Annotated in this window: 15 protein-coding genes; 6 read left to right on the top strand and 9 right to left on the bottom strand. The window is 66.7% G+C overall.

The features are described from left to right. The first annotated feature begins 33 nt into the window (after positions 1-33). From EWM63_RS24350 to EWM63_RS24325, 6 genes are all read left to right on the top strand, one after another. On the top strand, positions 34-1,419 hold the full coding sequence (locus EWM63_RS24350) for an extracellular catalytic domain type 1 short-chain-length polyhydroxyalkanoate depolymerase (protein WP_229487489.1): 1,386 nt from the start codon (positions 34-36) through the stop codon (positions 1,417-1,419). 124 nt (positions 1,420-1,543) lie between these two features. After that, positions 1,544-2,395, top strand: a complete 852-nt coding sequence (map, locus tag EWM63_RS24345) for a type I methionyl aminopeptidase (RefSeq protein WP_259772492.1) — start codon at positions 1,544-1,546, stop codon at positions 2,393-2,395. A gap of 4 nt (positions 2,396-2,399) precedes the next feature. After that, a complete protein-coding gene (locus EWM63_RS24340) occupies positions 2,400-4,994 on the top strand; it encodes a [protein-PII] uridylyltransferase (RefSeq protein ID WP_130188832.1) in 2,595 nt (864 codons plus the stop codon). A 7-nt stretch (positions 4,995-5,001) separates the two neighbouring features. Next, a complete protein-coding gene (locus EWM63_RS24335) occupies positions 5,002-5,751 on the top strand; it encodes a pseudouridine synthase (protein WP_207221143.1) in 750 nt (249 codons plus the stop codon). Between the two features lie 99 nt (positions 5,752-5,850). Next, positions 5,851-6,756, top strand: coding sequence for a flagellar brake protein (locus EWM63_RS24330; RefSeq protein ID WP_229487488.1), 906 nt, complete (start codon positions 5,851-5,853; stop codon positions 6,754-6,756). A gap of 44 nt (positions 6,757-6,800) precedes the next feature. Beyond that, positions 6,801-8,228 carry a GGDEF domain-containing protein gene (locus tag EWM63_RS24325; RefSeq protein WP_130188831.1) on the top strand — a complete coding sequence of 476 codons (1,428 nt, stop codon included), beginning with the start codon at positions 6,801-6,803 and terminating at the stop codon, positions 8,226-8,228. Positions 8,229-8,253: 25 nt separating this feature from the next. On the opposite strand, the gene EWM63_RS24320 is transcribed toward EWM63_RS24325, so the two are convergent. The 9 genes from EWM63_RS24320 to EWM63_RS24280 form a co-directional block, all read right to left on the bottom strand. Then, positions 8,254-9,084 (bottom strand): aldo/keto reductase, encoded by an 831-nt coding sequence (locus EWM63_RS24320; RefSeq protein ID WP_130188830.1) that lies wholly within the window; start codon positions 9,082-9,084, stop codon positions 8,254-8,256. Positions 9,085-9,165: 81 nt separating this feature from the next. Next, positions 9,166-11,157, bottom strand: coding sequence for an OPT family oligopeptide transporter (locus tag EWM63_RS24315; RefSeq protein WP_130188829.1), 1,992 nt, complete (start codon positions 11,155-11,157; stop codon positions 9,166-9,168). Positions 11,158-11,488: 331 nt separating this feature from the next. Further along, positions 11,489-12,025: a peptide deformylase gene (gene def / locus EWM63_RS24310; protein ID WP_130188828.1), complete on the bottom strand. Its 537-nt coding sequence runs from the start codon at positions 12,023-12,025 to the stop codon at positions 11,489-11,491. After that, positions 12,022-12,906 carry a UTP--glucose-1-phosphate uridylyltransferase GalU gene (galU, locus tag EWM63_RS24305; RefSeq protein WP_130188827.1) on the bottom strand — a complete coding sequence of 295 codons (885 nt, stop codon included), beginning with the start codon at positions 12,904-12,906 and terminating at the stop codon, positions 12,022-12,024. The genes def and galU overlap by 4 nt, the downstream gene beginning before the upstream one ends. 143 nt (positions 12,907-13,049) lie before the next feature. Continuing rightward, positions 13,050-15,392 (bottom strand): NAD-dependent DNA ligase LigA, encoded by a 2,343-nt coding sequence (gene ligA / locus EWM63_RS24300; protein ID WP_130188826.1) that lies wholly within the window; start codon positions 15,390-15,392, stop codon positions 13,050-13,052. Positions 15,393-15,403: 11 nt separating this feature from the next. Then, complete coding sequence (locus EWM63_RS24295; protein WP_130188825.1) at positions 15,404-16,816, bottom strand: cell division protein ZipA C-terminal FtsZ-binding domain-containing protein; 1,413 nt, start codon at positions 16,814-16,816, stop codon at positions 15,404-15,406. Then, on the bottom strand, positions 16,813-20,337 hold the full coding sequence (smc, locus tag EWM63_RS24290) for a chromosome segregation protein SMC (RefSeq protein WP_130188824.1): 3,525 nt from the start codon (positions 20,335-20,337) through the stop codon (positions 16,813-16,815). Before smc ends, EWM63_RS24295 begins: the two co-directional genes overlap by 4 nt. Before the next feature lie 130 nt (positions 20,338-20,467). After that, on the bottom strand, positions 20,468-21,118 hold the full coding sequence (locus EWM63_RS24285; RefSeq protein WP_229487487.1) for a phosphatase PAP2 family protein: 651 nt from the start codon (positions 21,116-21,118) through the stop codon (positions 20,468-20,470). A gap of 211 nt (positions 21,119-21,329) precedes the next feature. Further along, positions 21,330-23,300, bottom strand: coding sequence for a DUF1631 family protein (locus tag EWM63_RS24280; RefSeq protein ID WP_229487486.1), 1,971 nt, complete (start codon positions 23,298-23,300; stop codon positions 21,330-21,332). Between the last annotated feature and the right edge of the window lie 111 nt (positions 23,301-23,411).

Below are 23,411 nucleotides of genomic sequence, written 5' to 3'. Positions count from 1 at the left end.
CTCATCCACGCCTCACCCCATGGAAGGCACGATATGAAATTCGATTCCGCACTGATGGCCCGCCTGCAGGCAGCCACGCAAGAGTTGATGAAGGACGGCCCGATGGCCGCCACAGCCGCGATCCAGCGCGCCCTGGCCGGTGACACCGCGCCCGAAACGGATGCCACCGACAATGGCATCCACACGGCGCCTCGCGCCGATGCCTCCTTTACGGCGCCGGGCGCCGGCGCCACGATGAAAGACTTGAACGCGCCGCCGGAAAAAGCGCCGGCACGCCCCGCTTTCCGTGCGCGCAAAGCTGCACCGAAACCCACGCAGCCGCCGCACGCCGCGCCGGGAGAAAAGCCGGAAACAAAGCAGGGCGAGACGCCGCATGCCGGCACCGCCATGTCCGGCCTGGCCGACATACTGGCGAAGTCCGGCATCACGCTGCCCGAAGGCCTTGCCGACAGCTTCAAGGAAAAATTCAAGGGTGGCTTCCAGGGCGGATTGCCCGAGGGCCTGCTCGACGGCCTGCCAGAAGCACTGAAGAACGGCAAGCTGCCCGGTGCCCGCAAGCGCACGCCCCCTCCCCCGCTGCCGGACGGCGCCCGCTTCGACAGCGCCAGTTTTACGTGCAGCGCAGGCACGCGCGGCTACAAGCTGTATGTGCCGAGCACTTACAAGGCGGACCAGCCGGTGCCGCTGGTCGTGATGCTGCACGGCTGCACGCAGGACCCGGACGATTTCGCCGCCGGCACGCGGATGAACCAGGTCGCGGAAGAAACCGGCTGCCTCGTCGCCTACCCCGGGCAGACGCAGCAGGCCAACAGCTCGAAATGCTGGAACTGGTTCAGCGTGGCCGACCAGCAGCGCGACCGGGGCGAGCCGGCGATCATCGCCGGCATCGCCCGCCAGGTGATAGCCGATTTCGCGGTCGACCCGGCGCGCGTCAGCATTGCCGGGCTGTCGGCCGGCGGCGCGATGGCGATCGTGGTGGGTGCGCTGTACCCTGAACTGTTCAACGCGGTCGGCGTCCACTCCGGCCTGCCCATCGGCAGTGCCAGCGACCTCCCCTCGGCATTGCAGGCCATGCAGCAGGGTGCCAAGGGCCATGCGCGGCCCGTCGCCAGCCCGCCGGTGATCGTGTTCCATGGCGACAAGGATCACACCGTGAACCAGAAGAACGGCAACGACGTGTTGCAGCACGGCCTGGTGGCGCATGAGGCGGGCATGCCGGAAGTGGCGTCGGCCAAGGCCAGCGGCGGGCGCAAGTACACGCGCACGCTCCACAAGGCGAAGGATGGCCGCGTGCTCGCCGAGCATTGGCAGCTGCACGGCGCGGGCCATGCCTGGGCCGGGGGAGCGCCAGTGGCAGCTATACCGATCCGACCGGGCCGGATGCGAGCCGGGAGATGGTGCGGTTCTTCGGTTCGGTAGTGCGGGGCTGATCGACCGAAAACCGGTGTCCAACACCGTGAAGCCGGTGTCCGACACCAGACTCTCAAAGGCTGCCGGCACGAAGCGGCGATAACGACTCTCGGGGGCTACGTCGTCTATAATCGTGGTTTGTCGCCCGAAATACTCAAGAAACATGGCCATCACGATCAAGACCCCCGAAGATATCGAAGGCATGCGCCTCGCCGGCCGCCTCGGTGCCGAAGTCCTCGACTACATCACCCCGTTCGTCAAGCCCGGTGTCACCACGGGCGAGCTGGACCGCCTGTGCCACGAATACATGACGAACGTGCAAGGCACGGTACCGGCGCCGCTGAATTACCAGCCACCCGGCTACCCGCCGTATCCGAAGGCGATCTGCACGTCGGTCAACGACGTGATCTGCCACGGCATCCCCGGCGACAAGGTGCTGAAGAACGGCGACGTGGTGAACCTGGATATCACGATCATCACGAAGGATGGCTACCACGGCGACAACAGCCGCATGTTCTACATCGGCCCGCCGACGATCCTGGCCAAACGCCTCACCGAGATCACCTATGAATGCATGTGGCTCGGCATCGCCCAGGTGCGCCCGGGCGGCCACTTCGGCGACATCGGCCACGCGATCCAGCAGCATGCCGAAAAGGCCGGCTACAGCGTGGTGCGCGAGTTCTGCGGCCACGGCATCGGCAAGGTCTTCCATGAAGAGCCGCAGGTGCTCCACTACGGCAAGCCGGGCACCGGCGAAGAGCTCAAGCCGGGCATGATCTTCACGATCGAACCGATGATCAATGCCGGCCGCCGGGAAATCCGCGAGATGGGCGACGGCTGGACGATCAAGACGAAGGACCGCAGCCTGTCCGCCCAGTGGGAACACATGGTGCTCGTGACGGAAACCGGCTACGAGGTGTTGACGCTGTCGGCGGGTTCGCCGCCGCCGCCGGCCTTCATCGCCCAGGCAAGCGCCGCGGCCTGACCCCATGTCCTCCATCGCGATGAACAGCGATCCCCGTGAACAGCTGCGCAGTTCCCTCAAGCTGCGGCTGAAGTCCGACCGCCAGGTCGTGATTGCCACGTTCCGCGAGGATGGCAAGCCGGAAAAGCTGCTGCGCAGCCTGCGCCAGAGCGTGGACGACGTGCTGACGCAGGCGTGGCAGGCGGCCGGCCTGCCGGCGCAGACGGCCCTGGTGGCCGTGGGCGGCTATGGCCGCGGCGAGCTGTTCCCCTATTCGGACGTGGACGTGCTGATCCTGCTGGGCCAGAGCCCGGACGAGGACACCCGCCACCGCCTTGAGGAACTGGTGCAGCTGCTGTGGGACCTGGGGCTGGAAATCGGCTCGTCGATCCGCACGGTGGAGGAATGCCTGGCCGAATCCGAGGCCGACATCACGGTGCAAACGAGCCTGCTCGAAGCGCGGCTCGTCACCGGCAACGCCGAACTGTTCGCGCAGCTGGAACGCGCCTACGACGCGGCGATGGACCCGCAGGCGTTCTTCCACGCGAAGACCGCCGAGATGCGCCAGCGCCACGCCAAGTATGAAGACACCGCGTTCTCGCTCGAACCGAATTGCAAGGAAAGCCCCGGCGGCCTGCGCGACCTGCAGGTGATCCTGTGGATGGCCAAGGCGGCGGGCCTGGCCAGTTCGTGGCGCACGCTGGCCACGCGTGGCCTGATCACGCAGACCGAGGCGCGCCAGCTGATGGAAAAGGAGCGCGCCTTCAAGGATATCCGCGTGCGCCTGCACCTGCACGCCGGCCGCCGCGAAGACCGCCTGGTGTTCGACGTGCAGACGGCGATCGCCGAAAGCCTGGGCCTGCAGACCACCGGCAGCGGCGTGCACATGCGCCGCGCCAGCGAATACCTGATGCAGCGCTACTACTGGGCCGCCAAGGCCGTGGTGCAGCTGAACACCATCATGCTGCAGAACATCGAGGCGATGCTGTTCCCGCAAGGGTGCGACACCCATCCGATCAACGAGCGCTTCAACGAAGTCAATGGCTTCATCGACATCGCCAGCGACGACGTGTTCGCGCGCACGCCGTCGGCGATCCTCGAAGTGTTCGTGCTGATGACGGAGCGGCCCGCGCTGAAAGGCATCACGGCCCGCGCCACGCGCGCGCTGTGGCACGAGCGTTTCGAGATCGACGCCGCGTTCCGCGCCGATCCCGTCAACCGCGCCTACTTCCTGCGCATCCTGCAGGCGCCTTCCGGCATCATCCATGCGCTGCGCCGCATGAACGAACTGTCGATCCTGGGCCGCTACCTGCCGAACTTCCGCAAGATCGTGGGGCAGATGCAGCACGACCTGTTCCACGTGTACACGGTGGACCAGCACATCCTGATGGTGGTGCGCAATATGCGCCGCTTCACGATGACGGAACACGCGCACGAATATCCGTACTGCAGCCAGCTGATGGCCAACTACCCGCAGCACTGGCTGCTGTACGTGGCCGCGCTGTTCCACGACATCGCCAAGGGCCGCGGCGGCGACCATTCAAAGCTGGGCGTGGCCGACGCCGTGCAGTTCTGCCAGGAGCACGGCATGAGCGCCGACGAGACGGAGCTGGTGGCGTTCCTCGTCGAGCACCACCTGCTGATGTCGACCGTGGCGCAGAAGCAGGACCTGTCGGACCCGGACGTGATCGAAGCGTTCGCGAAGGCCGTGCGCGACGAACGCCACCTCACCGGCCTTTACCTGCTGACGGTGTGCGACATCCGTGGCACCAGCCCGAAGGTGTGGAATGCCTGGAAGGCCAAGCTGCTCGAAGACCTGTACAAGATGACGCTGCGGGTGCTGGGCGGCGAACCGCATTCGGCCGATCGCGAACTGAAGAACCGCCAGCAGGAAGCACTGGCCACGCTGCGGCTGTATGGCCTGCCGCCATCGGCGCACGAGGCGCTGTGGAAGCAGCTCGACATGGCGTATTTCCTGCGCCACGATGCCTCCGACATCGCCTGGCAGACACGCGCCCTGTACGACCGGCTGGACAGCGAGAAGCCGGTGGTGAAATGCCGGCTGGCGCCGATCGGCGAAGGCCTGCAGATCGCCGTGTACGTCAAGGACCAGCCCGACCTGTTCGCGCGCATCTGCGGCTACTTCGACCGCAAGAATTTCTCGATCCTGGATGCGAAGATCCACACCACGAAGCACGGCTACGCGCTCGACACGTTCCTGGTGACGGAGCAGAGCTTTGCAAAAAGCTACCGCGACATCATCAACCTGATCGAGCACGAACTGTGCGACCTGCTGCAGAAGCAGGCGCCGATGCAGCCGCCCGTGCGCGGCCGGCTGTCGCGCCTGTCGCGCACGTTCCCGATCCAGCCCACCGTGGACCTGCGTTCGGACGAACGCGGCCAGTACTACCTGCTGTCGGTGACGGCCAACGACCGCACCGGCCTGCTGTACTCGATCGCCAACGTGCTGACGAAATACCGCGTGAACCTGCACACCGCCAAGGTGATGACCCTGGGCGAGCGCGTGGAAGACGTGTTCATCGTCGACGGCCAGTCGCTGGCGAGCGCGCGCACGCAACTGCAGCTGGAAACCGATTTACTGGAAGCCTTGAAAGTCTGAGTCTGTAATGTCTGAAGAATTGTTGCGTTTATCGAAACGCATGTCCGAACTGGGGTTGTGCTCGCGCCGCGAAGCCGATGAATGGATCGCCAAAGGGTGGGTGCGCGTGGATGGCAATGTGGTGTCCGAACTGGGCACGAAAGTCTATCCGAGCCAGAAAGTCACCGTCGAGCGGCAGGCCGCCGCCGAGCAGAGCAAGCGCGTGACGATCCTGATCAACAAGCCGATGGGCTATGTCAGCGGCCAGGCCGAGGATGGCTACACGCCCGCCGTGGCGCTGATCAAGCCGGAAAACCACTGGCCCGACGACCCGTCGCCCGAGCAGTTCCACCCCACGCAGCTGCGCAGCCTCGTGCCCGCCGGCCGGCTCGACATCGATTCCGTGGGCCTGCTCGTGCTCACGCAGGATGGCCGCGTGGCGAAACACCTGATCGGCCACGACACGGACATCGACAAGGAATACCTGGTGCGCGTGGAATACACGAAGCCGGGAAAATTGCCCGACGCGGACCTGAAAAAGCTGAACCACGGCCTGTGGATGGACGGCAAGCCCCTGCTGCCCGCCAAGGTGCGCTGGCAGAACGAAGACCAGTTGTCGTTTACGCTACGCGAGGGCAAGAAGCGCCAGATTCGCCGCATGTGCGATATGGTCGGCCTGAAGGTGGTGGGCCTGAAGCGCGTGCGCATCGGCAAGGTCAAGCTGGGTGACCTGCCGGTTGGCCAGTGGCGCTACCTCGCGCCGGATGAGCGTTTTTAGCGACAAACCGAGGACCTGGACTAGCCCTACGGCAATAAACTTGACTGCGATCAAAGGATTTGCTGATATCCTTGCAGACTGAAACTGCCGAGTCCCGCCATGACCTTCCTGCCCAAGAACCTCCGCGATCACCTGCCCTGGCTGCAATCCACGACCGTCCAGCGCGCCAGCGCGCAACGGCGGCTGGACACGCCGCCGTCGCCCGCATCCGGCGGCGTGACCGCCTACCTCAGGACGGAGGCAGCGGGCGATCTCGTCACCGCCGGGATGTCGCCGCGTCGCCGCAGGCTGGGCGCGGCGGACATTGTCGACCCCATTCCGCTGGCGTCCCAGCCCCACGAGATCACCGACGCGGCCGATATCCGCGCGGCGCTGCAAAACCTGTACGACCGTGGCGAACCCGTGACGATCTACGCGAACGGCGCGGGCACGCCCATCCTGGCGCGCATCGATGCCATCGACGCCACCGATCCGGTCATCACGCTGCGCCTCAGCGACGGCGTCGTGCTGCCGGAGGGCCCTTGCACCTTCGTCAGCCGCCTCGACTCCGCGCGCTTCCAGTTCGACCTCACGGCCGAATGGATGCCGGTGCCGGGCACCGCATCGCTCGTACCAATCCCCTTCCCCGAACTGTGCCTGGTGCTGAACCGGCGCGCCGCCAAGCGCCTGGAAACACCGGTGGTCGGCAACTACACGGCATCGTTCGTGATGTTCGGCACGCCCTATGAAATGCAGTTGTACGACGTGGCCGCCGGCGGCATCGGCATGCGCTGCGCCCCGCGCGATGCACCCGGCCTGCACATCGGCCGCAAGCTGCAGCGTGTGCGGCTGGAGCTCGGCGACGCCGTCGTCATCTGCGACCTCGAAGTGCGCCTGTCGCGCCGTTTCCGCTCCTTCCTGCTGGGCGAACAGGTGCAGATCGGCTGCCGCTTCGTCAACCTGTCGCCGCAGATGCAGGCGACCGTCTCGCAGGCTATCGACAAGATGGCGGTGGGGCGGCGCTGATCCCGCCAGCCCCGGCTCGGCCACGGTGATCGAAGGGGATCTGCATGAGTACCAACCGGACTGCCCTTGTCGGCCAGTCAATCGCCAGCATGGATCTGAAGGACGCGCTGATGGTCGGCGTGATCGTCTACGCCTGCACGATTTTCGGCATCTATACGGCGCAGCCAGACACGCTGTCGGCATTCTGGCCCAGTAACGCCGTGCTGGTCGGCCTGCTGCTCCGGCGCGCCCATCCCCCGACACTGGCGCACTGGGCGGCCGCCATCATCGGCTACGTGCTGGGCGACACCGAAATGCTGCAAAGCTGGCCCAAGACCCTCATGCTCATCTGGGCAAACCTGATGGGCGTGTCAGTCTGTTATCTGGCGCTGTCCCGCATGAGCGAGGCACACCGGGGCTTGCGGAATGCCAGCTCGATGGTGCGCTTTGTGCTGGTGGTTATCAGCGGTGCGGCTGCCGCCGGCGTGGCCGGCTTCTTTATCCATCCCCGGCTGTATGGCGGCACGCCGGCCCACGGCTTCGCCTTCTGGTTTTCCACGGAACTGGTCAATTACATCGCCATGCTGCCCGTGATGCTGACCATGCCCACGCTGTCGCGCGGGCTGGCCAGGTACAAGCGCCGCACCGACTGGCCCAGCCTGCGGGCGGAAGAAATCGCACCGCTGGCCGCATTCGCCGCCAGCCTGTGGCTGGGCACGCAGCTTGGCGGTCCGGGCGTCATTCCCTACCCGGTTCCCGCCATGCTCTGGTGCGCGCTAACGTACGGTCGGTTCGCCACGGCTTGCATCACCCTGTTCTTTTCGATGTGGACCCTGATCGCCATTTCCAACGGCACCTTGCTGATCGGCGCCAGTTTCGACAGCCAGGAGGCGGTCATGTCGCTACGCGTTGGCGTGATCTTCACGGCGCTGGCCCCATTGACGGTGGCGAGCGTGATGGCGGCGCGCAATGCGCTGCTGGCCCGCCTGATGCATGTCGCCTCCCACGACTCGCTGACCCATGCGCTCAACCGGGGCGGTTTCATGACCGGTGCCGAAGCCGTGCTGGCCACGCCCAAGGTGCAGCGCCAGCCAGTGGCCGTCCTGATGATGGATATCGATTTGTTCAAGGCGGTCAATGACAACCACGGTCATGCCGCGGGCGACGTCGTCCTGACCAGCTTTGCAGGCGTCGCCCAGTCGCACCTGCGCAAGGGCGATCTGCTGGGCCGGCTGGGTGGAGAGGAATTCGCCGTGTTACTCCCCGGATGCAGCCCGGATGCCGCGTGCGCGATCGCCCAGCGCATCTGCGACGCCTTTGCCGCCCACCCGGTAGCGGTGGGCGGCGACGCGCCACTGCACTCCACCGTCAGCATCGGGGTAGCATGCTGGGACAAACCAGCCATTCCCGTCGAAGCGATGCTGGGCGCCGCCGATGCGGCGCTCTACACCGCAAAGAGATCCGGCCGCAACCGGATCGTTCGCAGCGCCTAGCCGGCGCGATGCCGCTTCCCGGTATTCAGAGCACGTCCAGCGGCATCTTCCGTGCCGGTGGCGGGAATGCCGCGTCCAGCACCGCGAGGTCTTCGGACGTCAGCACGATATCGAGCGCGGCGCGGTTGGCGCGCACGTGCTCGGGCTGCACCGCTTTCGGGATGGCGATGACACCCTGCTGCGCCATCAGCCATGCCAGCGCGACCTGCGCGGGCGTCGCGCCGTGCCGGTCCGCGACCTGCCGCAGGGACGGATCGGCGAAGAGGCGCTGCTGTTCGCGCCGGCCCGATTCCAGCGGGGAGTAAGCCATCAGGGGAACGGTGCGCTCGCGGCACCACGGCAGCAGGTCGAACTCGATGCCGCGCCGGCGCAGGTTGTACATCACCTGATTGGCGGCGATCGCCCTGCCGCCCGGAACGCGCGCCGCTTCGTCCATGTCGGCGGTATCGAAATTGCTCACGCCATAAGCGAGGATCTTGCCGGCCGCGCGCAGCCGTTCGAATCCTTCCAGCGTTTCGGCCAGCGGCACGCCGCCGCGCCAGTGCAGCAGGTACAGGTCGATGCGGTCGGTGCCCAGGCGTGCCAGGCTGCGCTCGCACGCGCGCTGCACATCGGCGCGGCCGGCATTGTGCGGATAGACCTTGCTGACGAGGGTGACTTCATCGCGCCGGCCGGCGATCGCCGCGCCCACCACCTTTTCGGCACCGCCTTCGCCATACATCTCGGCGGTGTCGATCAGCGTGATGCCGAGGTCCATGCCCAGCTGCAGCGCGCGGACCTCGTCGTTCCTGGCGGCGGCATTTTCGCCCATGTACCAGGTTCCCTGCCCCAGCCGATGTCCTGCGATGGCATTCATGCGACGTACGCTCCTGCAAAATGTGGGTGCGACAAAGGCGTGCCGGCGCGGGGATGACCCCACGCCGCGCCGCCTTCACTCTTATTGCTCGATCCTGCGCGCCGAATTGGCGGCCCAGCGGTACAGCGAGACGAGGATCGCCGCACCGACGGCCAGCGCGATCAGCATGCCGACGGATTCATCGACACCGGCACCGAATGCCAGCGGTTCGCCATCCCCGGACAGCACGATCAGCGCGGCCAGCGCCACGTTGAACAGGCTCTCGCCGACGATGAAGCCGGACATGACAAGAACGCCCACGCGCGACGCGGCTTCGCCATAGGTCTTGCCGCGCATCGATTTTTCAAAGTAGTAGCCGGCGACGGCGCCGACCACGACCGGTGCGGTCACGGCCGACGGCAGGTAGACGGCCAGGCCCACGCCCAGCGGCGGCAGGCTGTACTTGCCGTGGCTCGATTTCTTCAGCATGAAGTCGATCGCCACGAGCACCAGGCCGATGACGGCGCCCCAGCCGATCAGGTGCCACGGCAGGTCGCCACCGATCACGCCACGCGCCAGCGTGGAGATCAGCGTGGCCTGCGGCGCGGCCAGCGGCTGGCTTGAAATGGCGTTCTGGTTCGGCGCACTGGCAAAACCATACGCTTCGTTCAGCAGCCCGAGCACCGGCGGCACCACGCAGGAGCCGGCGAACACGCCGATGATCAGCGCCACCTGCTGTTTCCAAGGCGTGGCGCCGACCAGCTGGCCCGTCTTCAGGTCCTGCAGGTTGTCGTTGCCGATCACGGCCACCGCCAGCACGACGGTGGTGACGAACAGTGCGAACGCGATCAGTGCCTGGGCGGTATCGGGGCCCAGCACTTCGCGGCCGACGAAGCCCACCGAGGTGGCCGCGCCGAGGATCGTGAGGATGGCAATGCCGGACACCGGCGAGTTCGACGAACCGATCAGGCCCGCCATGTAGCCGCACACGGCGGCCGCCAGCAGGCCGGCCACGAGGATGTAGCCGATGCCGACGACGACCAGCGGCGTGGCGATCGATGCCAGCACGCCGCCTTCCAGGAAGGACGACAGCAGCCAGCCGGCCGGCACCATCGAGATCAGCGTGACGAGGCCGACGATGAAGATCGGCATGTCGCGCTCCACGCGCGGCACTTCGGCGCCGCCGTGCTTCGCCGCGCGCGACGCTTCGAGCGCCGACTTCAGGCCGCCCAGCACGGGCTTGGCCAGCGTGGCCAGCGTGATGATCGCCGCGGCACCGATCGTGCCGGCGCCCATCATGCGCACCTGCGTGCTCCACACGCCGAGCGCATGGTCGGCGACCGAGGCACCGGCGGCCATCGGCGTGGCCGCCGTCAGCACCGGCACCAGGATGCCCCAGGCGATGACGAGGCCGACCAGCATGGCGATGCCGACCGTGATGCCCATCAGGTGCCCGGCACCGATCAATGCCAGCGACGTCGATGCACCCAGGCCGGTGGCGCCGCTGCCGCTGCCGAAGCGGAAGTAATGCGCCACCTCGTGGGATACCAGCTTGGCGCCGGCCAGCGCGGCAAAGAACGCCGAGGCCAGCGTGCCCAGCACCACGGCCTTCAGGCCGGCCTTGCCTTCCTGCGCGCCGGCGCGCGACTGCGTGCCCACCTTCAGCACCTCGGCCGCGGCCACGCCTTCCGGGTAAGGCAACTTCGACTGCGACACCAGCGCGCGGCGCAGCGGAATCGTGTACATCACGCCCAGGATGCCGCCGATCGCGCAGGCGCCGAACACGGGCCAGAACGGGATCTGCGCCCACCAGCCGATCATGAGCAGGCCGGGCAGCACGAAGATCACCGACGCCAGCGTGCCGGCCGCCGAGGCGATCGTCTGCACGATATTGTTTTCCTGGATCGTCGCATCCTTGAAGGCGGACAGCAGCGCCATCGAGATGACGGCCGCGGGGATCGACGTGGCGAACGTGAGGCCCACCTTGAGGCCGAGGTAGACTTGCGCGGCCGTGAAGACCAGCGTGATGAGGATGCCGAGGATGATCCCCCGCGCCGAAAATTCAAGTGGATTGGACGAAGAGGGTTGGCTCATCCTGGTTTCTCCCGATGGCCCGGATTTGTAATCCGGGATTGTTGTTGGGTGCGTGACTGGGCATTGAATGCTGGCCGGGATATTACGCCAGATTTACTGTCGCGCCAATGATCGTTGGCGCATATCGAAATGCAGTGCTTACCGGCACGGATTGCGTGCTGGCGAACACCGGTGTCCGACACCTTTTCCGGACGATGCGCCCGGAAAAAGTGTCCGACACCAGGCACTCACCTGGCGCCGGATGCATCAGGTGTCTGACACTATTTTCCGAAGCCTCCCCGGAAAATAGTGTCAGACACCGGTTTTCCCTCGCTACACCAGTCTCCCCTGCTCAATCGTCGTCATCCGGATCCAGTTCCGGGAACATCACGCTGGTAAACCCGAACTTCGAGAAATCGACGATCCGCGCGGGATACAGGATGCCGTGCAGGTGGTCCACCTCGTGCTGCACCACGCGGGCATGGAAACCTTCGGCGTCGCGCACGATCGGGTTGCCGTGCTGGTCGAAGCCTTCGTAATGCAGGCGCGTATAGCGTGGCACGCTGCCGCGCAGGCCCGGCACGGAAAGGCAGCCCTCGAAGCCTTCTTCCTTGTCTTCCGACAGCGGCGAAAGCACCGGGTTGATCAGCACCGTTTCCGGCACCTGCGGCGCGTTCGGGTAGCGCACGTTCGACTTGAAGCCGAAGATCACCACCTGCAGGTTGACGCCGATCTGCGGCGCGGCGAGGCCGGCGCCATTCGCGGCATGCATGGTGTCGAACATGTCGGCGATCAGCGCGTGCAGCGCCGGGGTATCGAAATCGCGCACCGGGTCGGCCTGCCGCAGCAGGCGCGGGTCGCCCATCCGGAGGATCTCGCGCACGGTCACAGCGTTTCCTTCGTCTGCGCCACGTATTCGGCGAACGCGGCGCCCGTTTCCGGGTGCTTCAGGCCCATCGCCACGGTAGCTTTCAGGTAACCGAGCTTGGAGCCGCAGTCGTAGCGCTGGCCTTCGTAGCGGTAGGCCAGCACGCGCTCGTGTTCCAGCAGCGCGGCGATGCCGTCGGTCAGCTGGATCTCGCCGCCGGCGCCCTTGCCCACCTGCTCGAGGAAGTCGAAGATGCGCGCCGACAGCACGTAGCGGCCGACCACGGCCAGCGTGGACGGCGCCTTTTCCGGTACGGGCTTCTCGACGATGCCCGACACCAGTTCGAGGCGCTCGCGATACGGCGAAGCGCTGACGATGCCGTACTGGCGAGTGTTTTCTCGCGGCACTTCCTGCACGGCCAGCAGGCTGGCACGCTCGAATTCGTAGCGCTCGGTCATCTGTGCAAGCACGGGACGCACGCCCTCCGGGGTATCCATGAAGTCGTCGGCCAGCAGCACGGCGAACGGGTCGTTGCCGACGACCGGGCGCGCGCACAGCACCGCGTGGCCCAGTCCCAGCGGCGCCGACTGGCGGATGTAGATGCAGTTGACGTTCTTCGGGATCACGTTCTGCACCATGTCCAGCAGATGCTGCTTCTGCGCCGCTTCCAGTTCCGCTTCCAGCTCGTAGGCCGTGTCGAAGTGATCCTCGATCGCCCGCTTGTTGCGCCCCGTGATGAACACGAGATCCGTGATGCCGGCCGCCACCGCCTCCTCGACCGCATACTGGATCAGCGGCTTGTCGACGATCGGCAGCATCTCCTTCGGCTGCGCCTTGGTGGCAGGAAGGAAGCGGCTGCCGAGGCCTGCGACGGGGAAAACGGCTTTGCGGATCTGGTTCATGTTCTTCTTTCGTTCAAATATTTCCGGAAACCGGGGTCAGACCCCGATCCGTGGAAACTGTTGCCCAGAATCGGGGTCTGACCCCGGTTTTGGGCAACAAAACATTCCCAAAAAACCGGTGTCTGTCACCGGTTTTGGAGTAATTATTTGCCCAGCAGCGACAGCAGGGCTGCCTCGTCCAGGATCGTGACGCCGAGTTCCTCGGCTTTCGCGAGCTTGCTGCCGGCATCGGCACCGGCCACCACGTATGACGTCTTCTTCGATACGGAGCCGGAAACCTTGCCGCCGGCCGCTTCGATCAGCGCGCCGGCGGCATCGCGCGACAGCGTGGGCAGCGTGCCGGTCAGCACGAACGTCTTGCCGCTCATCGGGCCTTCCTCGGCGGTGGCCGTTTCCGGCAGCTGCGCGAGAAGTTCGGTGCGCAGCGCGGACAACGCCATCAGCCGGTCGCGGTTGGCCTGCACGGCCATCCACTCTTCCAGCGACGATGCCACGTTGGCCGGCAGGCCGAACACGTTGAACACCTTCAGGAAGGCCAGCCCTTCCAGCGTCATGCCATCGGCCAGCAACTGCCTGGCGCGCGGCTCGGTGAGCTTCGGAATGTCGAGCGCGGCGAGCAATGTGACCTCGTCGAGCTTTTCGCGCAGCTGCGCTTTTGGCGCATGCTCGCCCCGCGGCGCGACGCCGGCGGCCAGCAAGGCATCGATGGCTTGCTGGTTCTTATCCTCGGCAAAGAAATCGGCGATGGATTCGGCCACGGTGCCGCCGATGTCCGGCAGCACGCGCAGCAGCGCGGCCGGCGCCCGGCGCACGAGTTCGAACTTGCCGAGCCAGTCGGCCAGGATCTTGCCGGTGGATTCACCCACATGGCGGATGCCCAGCGCAAACAGCAGCCGGTCCAGTGGCGGCTTCTTGCTGGCCTCGATCGCGGCCAGCAGGTTGTCCGCCCACTTGGTGGCGACCTTGCCCTGCTTGACGGTTTCCGGGGTGGTGCCATCGCGCTCGTCGGCGGCCAGCTTCATGCGCAGCAGGTCGTCCAGCGTGAGCCGGTACAGGTCGGCCACCCCGTGCACCAGGTTGCACTCGACGAGGCTGTCGATGTAGCGGTCTCCCAGGCCTTCGATGTCCATCATGCGGCGGCCGGCAAAGTGGCGGATCGCTTCCTTGCGCTGCGCCGCGCACGTAAGGCCGCCGGAACAGCGGGCGACCGCCTCGCCTTCTTCGCGCACCACGTGCGAGCCGCACACGGGGCACGTATTCGGCAGCACGTACACCGCCGGCTCGGGCATGGGGCGCTTGTCCAGCACCACCGCCAGCACCTCGGGGATCACGTCGCCGGCGCGCCGCACGATGACGGTGTCGCCCACGCGCACATCCTTGCGGCGCACCTCATCCTCGTTGTGCAGCGTGGCGTTGGTGACGGTGACGCCGCCAACGAACACGGGGACCAGGCGGGCCACCGGCGTGATGGCGCCAGTGCGGCCCACCTGCACCTCGATGGCCTGCACGGTGGTCAGCGCTTCCTCGGCCGCGAATTTATGGGCCAGGGCGAAGCGCGGCGCGCGCGAACGGAAGCCCAGCGCGCGCTGGTCTTCCACGCGGTTCACCTTGTAGACAACGCCGTCGATCTCGTAGGCCATCGCGGGCCTGGCCTTGCCGACGCGCTCATAGAACGCCAGCAAGCCATCCTTGCCCTGCACGACGGCGCGTTCCTGGTTCACCGGCAGGCCCAGTTGCGCATACCAGTCCAGCAGGCCGGCATGGGTTTCCGGCATGTCCGCACCCACCAGCTCACCGATGCCGTAGGCGAAGAAGCGCAGCTTGCGCTGCGCCGTGATGCGTGAATCGAGCTGGCGCAGCGCCCCCGCGGCGGCATTGCGCGGATTGACGAATTCCTTCTGCCCGGCCGCGCGCTGGCGCTCGTTCATGGCCGCGAAGTCGGCCTTGAACATCAGCACCTCGCCGCGCACATCGAGCACTTCGGGCAAGTCCTTGCCTTGCAGGCGCAGGGGAATCGACTTGATCGTGCGGATGTTCGCCGACACGTCTTCGCCGGTATAGCCGTCGCCGCGCGTGGCAGCCTGCACGAACACGCCGTTCTCGTAGCGCAGATTGATGGCCAGGCCATCGAATTTCAGCTCGGCCGCATAGTCCACCCGCGGGGCATCGAGGCCTTCGCGCACGCGGCGATCGAAGTTCTCGATGTCGTCATCGGTGAAGCCATTGTTCAGCGACAGCATCGGCACCGCGTGCGTCACGGCCGCGAACTGTTCGCCTGGCGGGGCGCCGACGCGCTGCGTGGGCGAATCGGGCAGCGCCAGCGCCGGGTGATCCTGCTCGATCCGCTGCAGCTCGGCGAACAGCTTGTCGTATTCGGCGTCGGGAATCGTGGGCGCGTCGAGCACGTGATAGGCGTGCAGGTGCCGGTTCAGCTCCGCCGTCAGCCATGCGGCCCGCTCGGCGGGGCTGGTCAAGTCTTGGCTCATGTCAGTACAAGTCAGTTGAACAGGCGCAGCGCGCGCGTGGAACCGGCCGGGATGTCGGACACCTCCATGTCGGCATAGAACTCCTTCACCTGCCCGGCGATCTCGGCGATCGACGCATCGGAGAGCGGCTGGTTGTAGTCGTCGACGATGATCGCATCAAGGCGCTGCACGAGGGAGCGGGCGCAGGCGATCATGGCGCCGAAGCCGTCGCGGGCCGGGGCCACGCATGGCACGTCCAGCAGCAGTGTCAGGCGCGCGGTGGTTTCCTCGGCCGGCGTGACGTTGGTGGACAGCGTGAACAGTTGGCCACCCTCGCCGTCACCCTTCACGAAGCGGCCATCGGGGCGCAGGTCGAAGCCCTGCTTTTCCAGCGCGCCGACCAGCGTGGTGACATCCCAGGGCGCGCCGTTGGCGGCCAGGTTCACGCCCAGCTGGGCATCGTGCGCGGCCACGAAGCGGTGCAGGTTGCGCGCTTCGGCCATCACTTCCATCATGTCCGGAATCTGCGGCTCGGCACCGATCTCGTCGGCCACCGTGCGCAGGCGCGTCACCAGCTCGGAGTATTCAAGCTCGTTCAATGCCGTGGTGCGACTGGCCAGCTGCACGCCGCCCTGCAGCTTCGTGTAGACGATGCCGTGCCGGATCGGTTCCCACTCGCCGGATACCGCCAGGCCCACGTAGTGCACCGGCTTGTTGCCCACCAGGCGCAGCTTCTGCAGCGCCGGCAACAGCTTCTCGCCACGCATCGGCGCCGCCATTTCCAGCGGCAGCAGGCAGTCGATCAGTGGATCGACGAGCGCCGTGGCCTGTTCGGACGGTGCCATCGCGGCCGCAGCCGGGATCGGCGTCGGCGCCTGGACGGCCGGCGCGGGAGCCGGAGCGGGAGCGGAAACCGGTGCGGGATTCGCAGCCGGGACGGCCGCTGCGGTGGCGACGCCGGCCGCGGAGGAAGCCGCAGCGGCGGCAGGTGCGGCCACCGGCTCGACGGCAGGTGCCGCTGCTGCCGGCGCCGCCGGCGTTACCGGCTCGTCAGCCGAGGCGGTGGATGCCGGGGGCACTGGGGCCGGTGCGGGCGCTGGTGCGGCGTGTTGCACGTCGTCCGCCACCAGGCTCGGTGCCACCGTGTCTTCGTGGGGCGGCCTGCCATAGGCGCCGGAGCCGGCATCGACCATCGGCAGGTCGCCCAGCGTGAAGCTCGGTTCCGCGCGTGCGGTGGCAGTGTCGGTGGGCACGTGGATGGCGGGTTCGTCGAGCGTCGCGTCGAAGCCCGGCTCCTCGGCACGCATCAGCACATCATCGTGCTCGGACGCGAAGGCGCGTTCCACGCTCTTCTTGGCCTTGTGCTCCTGCCACTTGTTGTAGACGAATACGCCGGCGACGAACACGCCGGCAGCTGCGATCAAACTGGTCTGAAAATCTGTCATGCTGCTTGTGCCTCGGTAGCGAAGTTGGCGGCGGCTTCCATATCCACCGCCACGATGCGCGATACGCCCTGCTCCTGCATCGTCACACCGATCAGTTGAGTGGCCATCTCCATCGCAATCTTGTTGTGCGAGATGAAGAGGAATTGGGTCTGTTCGGACATCCGTTTCACCATCCTGCAGAAACGTTCCGTGTTGGCGTCGTCCAGCGGTGCATCGACTTCGTCGAGCAGGCAGAACGGCGCCGGGTTCAGCCGGAACATGGAAAACACGAGGGCCGTTGCCGTCAGCGCCTTTTCGCCGCCCGACAACAGGTGGATCGTCGCGTTCTTCTTGCCCGGCGGTTGCGCCATCACCTGCACGCCGGAGTCGAGGATCTCGTCGCCCGTCATGGTCAGTTTAGCCTGTCCGCCGCCAAACAGGATCGGGAACAGTTCCGAAAAGTGCCCGTTGACGCGATCGAACGTTTCCTGCAACAGGTCACGCGTTTCCTTGTCGATCTTCTGGATGGCGTCTTCCAGCGTGCCGATCGCTTCGACCAGGTCGCGGTTCTGCGCATCCAGGTAATTCTTTCGTTCGGCAGCCTGCGCCAGTTCGTCGAGCGCGGCCAGGTTGACGGCGCCCAGCGCGGCGATCGCATTGGTCAGCCGTGTCACTTCGGCCTGCAGGTATTGCGCCTTCATGTCCGGCTGCAGCTTCGCGGCCAGCATGGTTTCATCGGCCTGCACTTCGGCCAGCTGCTGGGCAAACTGTTCCTGGTTCAGGCGCGCAGCCTGTTCCTTCAGCTGCATTTCCGTGATGCGGTCGCGTTGCGGCTGCAGGCTCCGCTCGCCGGTCATGCGCGCTTCCTCGGCATGGCGCAACTGCTGGGCGACCTGGTCCAGTTCATGGCGCGCATCGGACAGCGCGCGCTCCTGGACCGTGCGGCGGTCCAGCAATTCCTGCAAGCCTTCGTGCGCGGTGCCCGCTTCCAGGCTGGCCAGTTCGAGTTCGCCGGCGCGCAGGCTCTCGGCCACCTGCGCGGCCTGCGTGGCCGCGGTGGCGATGTTGCGCCGCAGCTCCTCGATGCGGTGGCACGCGGATTTTTCGGCAAATGCCGTTTCCTGCGCACGCCGCTCCAGGTCGCGCAGCGCCTCGCGGGCATCGGCCAGCCGCGCCTCGATGCGCTGGAAGCCTTCCTGCCCTTCCTCGTGCGCGCCCTGCAGTTCGGCCAGTTCCATGTCGAGCTGCTCGAACTTCTCTTCCGACTCGAGCTTCGCGCCCATCTGCTCCGCTTCCTGCGCGGCAATCTCGGCGAGGTCGGCACCGATCTGCGTGCTGCGCTGGGCAAAGCGCGCCTCGGTTTCCGACAGTTTCAGCACCTCCAGCTGCAAGGCATGGACGGACGTGGTCAGCGCGGCGTTTTTCTGGCGCAGCTCGGCCATCAGGCGCGCATGTTGCGAGACGGCCGCCTCGGCGCGCACGGACCGGGCGCGCGCCTCGTCGGCCAGCATGGCCTGCGCGCGCAGCTGCTTGCCGATGTTGTCGATTTCCTGCTGGCGCCCCAGCATGCCCTCCTGCTCGGAATCGGCGGCGTGGAAGCGCACGCTCGACTGCGTGACCATGTGGCCCTGGCGCGTGACGAAGCACGCGCCGGCAGGCAGGTGGGCGCGGTTGGAAAACGCCTGCGCCGTATCCTCGGCCACGAACACATTGTGCAGCCAGTCCTGCAGCACGCCACGCAGGCCCGGGTCGTTCAGTTTCAGCAGGTCGAGCAGCGGCTTGAAGCCCACCGGGACCGGTGCGGCCGGTGCCGTGGTCATGGGTGCGAACAGGGCCAGCTTGGCCGGCGGCGCATCGCCGATGAAATGCTTCGCCCAGTCCAGGTTCGAGACCTGCAGCGCGCCGGCGCGCTCGCGCAGCACCGATTCCACGGCCGCTTCCCAGCCCGTTTCGATGGACAGCTGCTGCCACAGGCGCGGCAGCTCGTCGAGCCCGTGCTTTTGCAGCCAGGGCGTGACCTTGCCCTGGGTTTGCACGCGCTCCTGCAACTGGCGCAGCGCGTTCAGGCGCGCTTCCAGCTGCGCGCTGGTGGCGGTTTCGGTCTGCACGGCGGCCTGCGCGGCGCGGCGTTCTTCTTCGAGGCGCGGCTGCTGCGCCTGCGCTTCCTCGAGCTGCATGGCCGTTTCTTCCAGCACCTGCTGTTTTTCCTCGAGCTGCCAGCGCAGGTTTTCCAGGTGCGACGCATCAGGGATTGCCAGGGCGTTCTTTTCCTGCTGCAGGCGCTCGCGCCGCGTGGCCAGCCCAAGGAGGATATTCGAGGCGTTCCTCTGCTGCGCCGATTCCAGCTCCAGCCGCTGCTGCAACTGCATGATGCCGGCGCGCGATTCGGTGGCTTTTTCCTGCCCTGCGCGCCACTCGGCTTCCAGCAGCGGCAGCATGTCGGCCTTCTGCTCGGCCAGCATGCGCGATTCCTCGACCTTTGCCGCCAGTTCCTCGACGTTGAATTCGGCTTCCTCGACCTGGCCGCGGTATTCCTCGGCCTGCTGCTGCCACCCGTCGCGCTGCGCCGTCAGCGTGGCGATCTGCTGCTGCAGCCGCGTGCGCGATTCGACGACGAACTTGATCTGCGCTTCCAGGCTGCCGATCTCGGTATTGGTCTGGTACAGGGCGCCCTGGGCAGTGTGCAGGCGGTCGCCCACGGCGAAGTGGGCCTGCCGCATCTGCTCCAGGGTCAGCTCCACGTTGCGCAACTGCGCCGTATCGCGTTCCAGGTCGGTCTGTGCCTGCAGCATCTCGGCAAACCAGCGTGCCTGCTCGGCCTGCGCCTCGTTGCGGCGCAGCAGCCAGAGCAGCTTCTGCTTCTCGTCCTGCTCCGCCTGCAACTGGTGGAAACGCGTGGCGATGGCCGCCTGGCCTTCGAGCTTTTCCAGGTTGCCCGTCAGCTCGCGCAGGATGTCTTCCACGCGCAGCAGGTTGTCGCGCGTGTCGTGCAGCCGGTTTTCCGTTTCGCGCCGGCGCTCCTTGTACTTCGACACGCCGGCGGCTTCCTCGAGGAACACGCGCAGTTCTTCCGGCCGCGATTCGATGATGCGGGCGATCATGCCCTGGCCGATGATCGCGTAGGCGCGCGGCCCGAGGCCGGTGCCGAGGAAGATATCCTGGATGTCGCGCCGGCGCACCGGCTGGCCGTTGATGTAATAGGTGGAAGTGCCGTCGCGGGTCAGCGTGCGCTTGACGGCGATTTCGGCATACTGGCCCCATTGGCCGGATGCCTTGCCTTCGTGGTTGTCGAACACCAGCTCGACCGAGGCGCGCCCGGCTGGCTTGCGGTGCGTGGAGCCGTTGAAGATAACATCCTGCATCGACTCGCCGCGCAGCTCGGACGCCTTGGACTCGCCGAGCACCCAGCGCACCGCATCGATGATGTTCGACTTGCCGCAGCCGTTCGGCCCCACCACGCCTACCAGCTGCCCCGGCACCTGGAAATTGGTGGGATCGACGAACGACTTAAATCCCGACAATTTTATGGATGATAGACGCACGTAGGAAAATGATTTTGCCCGACTGTTCTTGGCCCGGCAGGCTGGTTGCAAAGATGGTTATCATACCATCGCGCGCAACGGGTCTGGACAAAATCGCACTATTGCGCTCGCGGCCGGGGCCGGGCCGACGTCAGATCGCCAGGGCCGCCTTGTGCACCTGCTTGTGCTCCGGGGCCAGTTTCCACGTGCGCTTGGCCGGCTCCTTGCCGGACAGGTGCATGGCCACCTGCCGCACCCACTGCTCGGCCGGCACCTGTTTCGTGAACGGCATCACGAGCACCAGCGGCACGCACAGCGCCACCAGCACGCGGCCGACGATCACCGGCCGCTCGCTGCGCGCCACCATGACGAAGGCCGCAGCCACGGCCAGCCCCACCGCGCCGCCCAGCACGACTTCTGACAGCGAGTGGGCCTGCACCGGCAACCGGGAAACGCTGACCAGCACGGCCAGCAGCGTGCCAGCGCCCATGGCTGCATGCCGGACGGTCGGCCGCGCCTTCAGGAACATCAGGTAGAACACCACCGGATAGACGGCGCAGGCGCGCATCGCGTGGCCGGACAGCCCGGCGAATTTCCACTCGGGGATACCAATACCCCAGCCATACCATGCGACCTTGGTGGCGACGACGAGCAGCATGCCGATGCCGAACAGCAGGCACCATGACAGCGACAGGCGCCACGTGCGCCCGGCCAGCAGCCACACGGCCACGGCGATGCCCAGCGGACCCGTCACACTCATGCCACCCAGCGCCGACAGCGCCATCCAGAACAACATCATCATCCGTTCGTATCCTTATGTGGCCCATGCCGCCGGGCTGGAGTGTCAAAATTTCCTTGTGGCAATTATAACGGCAAAGCGCCGTCCTGCACCAGACTCGATACGGTAATGACAGTTAATTAACGTCCTCTTAAGAGACGGGCGCATCGATGGACAGCGGGTACCGCTCAGGCGACCTGTTCCTGGGCAGGATCGTTGACGACGAGCGCCCGCGTCAGTGCGCGCACGACAACCCCCTCGGCCTGCAACATGGTTGCGGTGCCCGCGCGCAGTTGTTCGACCAGCGCCTGCGCCGGCAGCGAGAACGCTTCTTCACGCGCACCATTGGAGAAGATGTACAGCGTGCGCAGGGGCTGATCCAGGCCAGCTTCACCTTGCGCGAGCCGCCTTCCTGCGTAAAGTCGAACCACGTGCCGCGCGCCAGGCTGGCGAGTTCGTCTTCCGGTGCCGACTGTGCAGGCTGCGCCGGGCGCGCCGCCTCCGTCTCCCGGGCAACGCGGCGCTCGGCGGCCAACTGCGTGGCCTGCACCGCGAGCTCGATGCGCCGCTCGGGCGCCATGTCCAGCGGCGCGCGCACGATCGACGCATGGCAGTCGGCCAGTTCGGCAAAGAAGCGCAGCCGGTCGTCACCCTGCCACCGGACGACGTCCAGCCACCGGTTCAGCGTGGACAGCAGGCCCGGGAGCCTGGCGATCAGCGCCTTGCGTTCGTCCGCGCCCTGTTTCGGCAGCACGCTCCACAGCAGGTCGTCCATCGCCTGCGTGGCGTGGCGCACGGCGCCCGGCTTGTCGTCTTCCACGCCATAGGCCACCGTCAGCACATCGGCCCATTTGTTTTCCAGGAAGGTTTCGACCACGGCCACGACTTCGCCGGTGCCGACCCGCAGCGCCACCGCATCGCGCGCCGCGCGGCGGGCCGCGGCCGCCCGCTCCTGCTTCAGCGCCGCGGCCACCGGCCCGGCAATCGCGGCGGCGGCTTCGGCTTCCTCCACCTTCAGCGCCGCCTCCAGTTCGCGCACGGCCTGGGCGAATGCCGCCGTGGTTTCATCGTCTCCGTGCGTGGCGCGGTCGACGCTGCTGCGCATGGCCTGGAACCGGCGGTCGTCGCGCCGGTCTTCGCCGCGCAGCGTGCGCTCCCACCCCATCCGCGACAGCATCTCCAGCAACCTGCGCGCGGGATGGTCGGCATGGAAGAAGAATGCCTTGTCGGCCAGGGCCGCCTTCAGCATGGGCAGCTGCAGCAACTGCATCAGCTCGCGGCTGTCCGTGGCGATGGCGGCATCGGCCGAGACACCGTCGAATACGGCGCCCAGCAGGTCGATCGCCCCCTCGTCGGCACGCGACAGCATGCCGCGCGGCGCAGCATGCTTGAGCGATGGAAGCGCCACGCGGGGCGCGCCATCGGCCCCGGGCAGGCCCGCCAGCCACTCCAGCACACGCGGGCTGACCGTGCCCGTGTGCGCATCCGCAAGGCCGCCAGCCACCGCGCCCTCGTCAGGCAGCGCAAGGACTTCCCGTAAGCGGCTGGCCAGCAATGCTTCGCGCCGGCCATCGTGCGCCCGCTCCCGGCCGCCCTGCGCAGGCACTACGCCATGGCGCTCCAGCGCGGCGTTGAGGGCGGCGTAGATGCCGGCCAGGTCATGGAAGCAGCCCGCCTGCACAAGCGCCAGCACGGCGGCGCTGCCCGCCTCGCCATCGAATCCGGTCCACGCCTGACCCAGCGCCGCGACAAACACCGCCGGCCGGAACGGATTGGCGCGCAAGGCACGGCGGTCGAACAGGCACGCCAGGCGTGCAGCGAGTATCGCGAGCGCATCGGCATGCGCGGTATCGAAAGGCCGGGCAATGGCGCCAAGCGTGACACGCTGGTCCATCTCGTCATAGGGAACGAGCGCCAGCGGCTGGCCAGCGCCATGCGGCCGCGGCGCCAGGCTGGCGAGTTCTTCGCGCAGCGCCCGTTCGAGCGACCCCGTCACGAGGGGCAGCAGCGCCTGGTGACGCTCGATCAGCAGGCTGGCGGCACGCATGCAGTCACCCGATCCCGACCCTGGCCGGGCGGCCGATGCCATCAGGCGCGCCGCCAGTTCTGTCTTGAACGCCGCGAACCCGGCGCCCACCTGCCGAAGCGCGATTGCGACCAGCTCCTCCAGCACGGCGTGCCGCGGGCTGACGGCCCGCGGTGGCATCGTGGAATGGTCGGGAGTAAGCATAACGAGGCAATGGGATCGAAGCCGCCATTGTGCCACAAACTTTCCACGCGGCAATGACATCCAGGACAGACCGTCGGATTTGCGCAT

It is taken from the genome of Pseudoduganella lutea (genome assembly GCF_004209755.1).
Classification (GTDB): Bacteria; Pseudomonadota; Gammaproteobacteria; order Burkholderiales; family Burkholderiaceae_D; genus Rugamonas; species Rugamonas lutea.
The sequence above is the reverse complement of the archived record's forward strand: the minus strand, read 5'-3'. Positions and strand labels throughout refer to the sequence as shown.

Bases quoted from the DNA above. Each gene is read 5' to 3' on its own strand.
- EWM63_RS24335 (WP_207221143.1), top strand. From the start codon at position 5,002: ATGTCTGAAGAATTGTTGCGTTTATCGAAACGCATGTCCGAACTGGGG.
- EWM63_RS24320 (WP_130188830.1), bottom strand. From the start codon at position 9,084: ATGAATGCCATCGCAGGACATCGGCTGGGGCAGGGAACCTGGTACATG.
- EWM63_RS24285 (WP_229487487.1), bottom strand. From the start codon at position 21,118: ATGATGATGTTGTTCTGGATGGCGCTGTCGGCGCTGGGTGGCATGAGT.
- EWM63_RS24325 (WP_130188831.1), top strand. From the start codon at position 6,801: ATGAGTACCAACCGGACTGCCCTTGTCGGCCAGTCAATCGCCAGCATG.
- EWM63_RS24350 (WP_229487489.1), top strand. From the start codon at position 34: ATGAAATTCGATTCCGCACTGATGGCCCGCCTGCAGGCAGCCACGCAA.
- EWM63_RS24280 (WP_229487486.1), bottom strand. From the start codon at position 23,300: ATGCCACCGCGGGCCGTCAGCCCGCGGCACGCCGTGCTGGAGGAGCTG.
- EWM63_RS24315 (WP_130188829.1), bottom strand. From the start codon at position 11,157: ATGAGCCAACCCTCTTCGTCCAATCCACTTGAATTTTCGGCGCGGGGG.
- EWM63_RS24330 (WP_229487488.1), top strand. From the start codon at position 5,851: ATGACCTTCCTGCCCAAGAACCTCCGCGATCACCTGCCCTGGCTGCAA.
- EWM63_RS24340 (WP_130188832.1), top strand. From the start codon at position 2,400: ATGTCCTCCATCGCGATGAACAGCGATCCCCGTGAACAGCTGCGCAGT.
- galU (WP_130188827.1), bottom strand. From the start codon at position 12,906: ATGAACCAGATCCGCAAAGCCGTTTTCCCCGTCGCAGGCCTCGGCAGC.
- ligA (WP_130188826.1), bottom strand. From the start codon at position 15,392: ATGAGCCAAGACTTGACCAGCCCCGCCGAGCGGGCCGCATGGCTGACG.
- EWM63_RS24295 (WP_130188825.1), bottom strand. From the start codon at position 16,816: ATGACAGATTTTCAGACCAGTTTGATCGCAGCTGCCGGCGTGTTCGTC.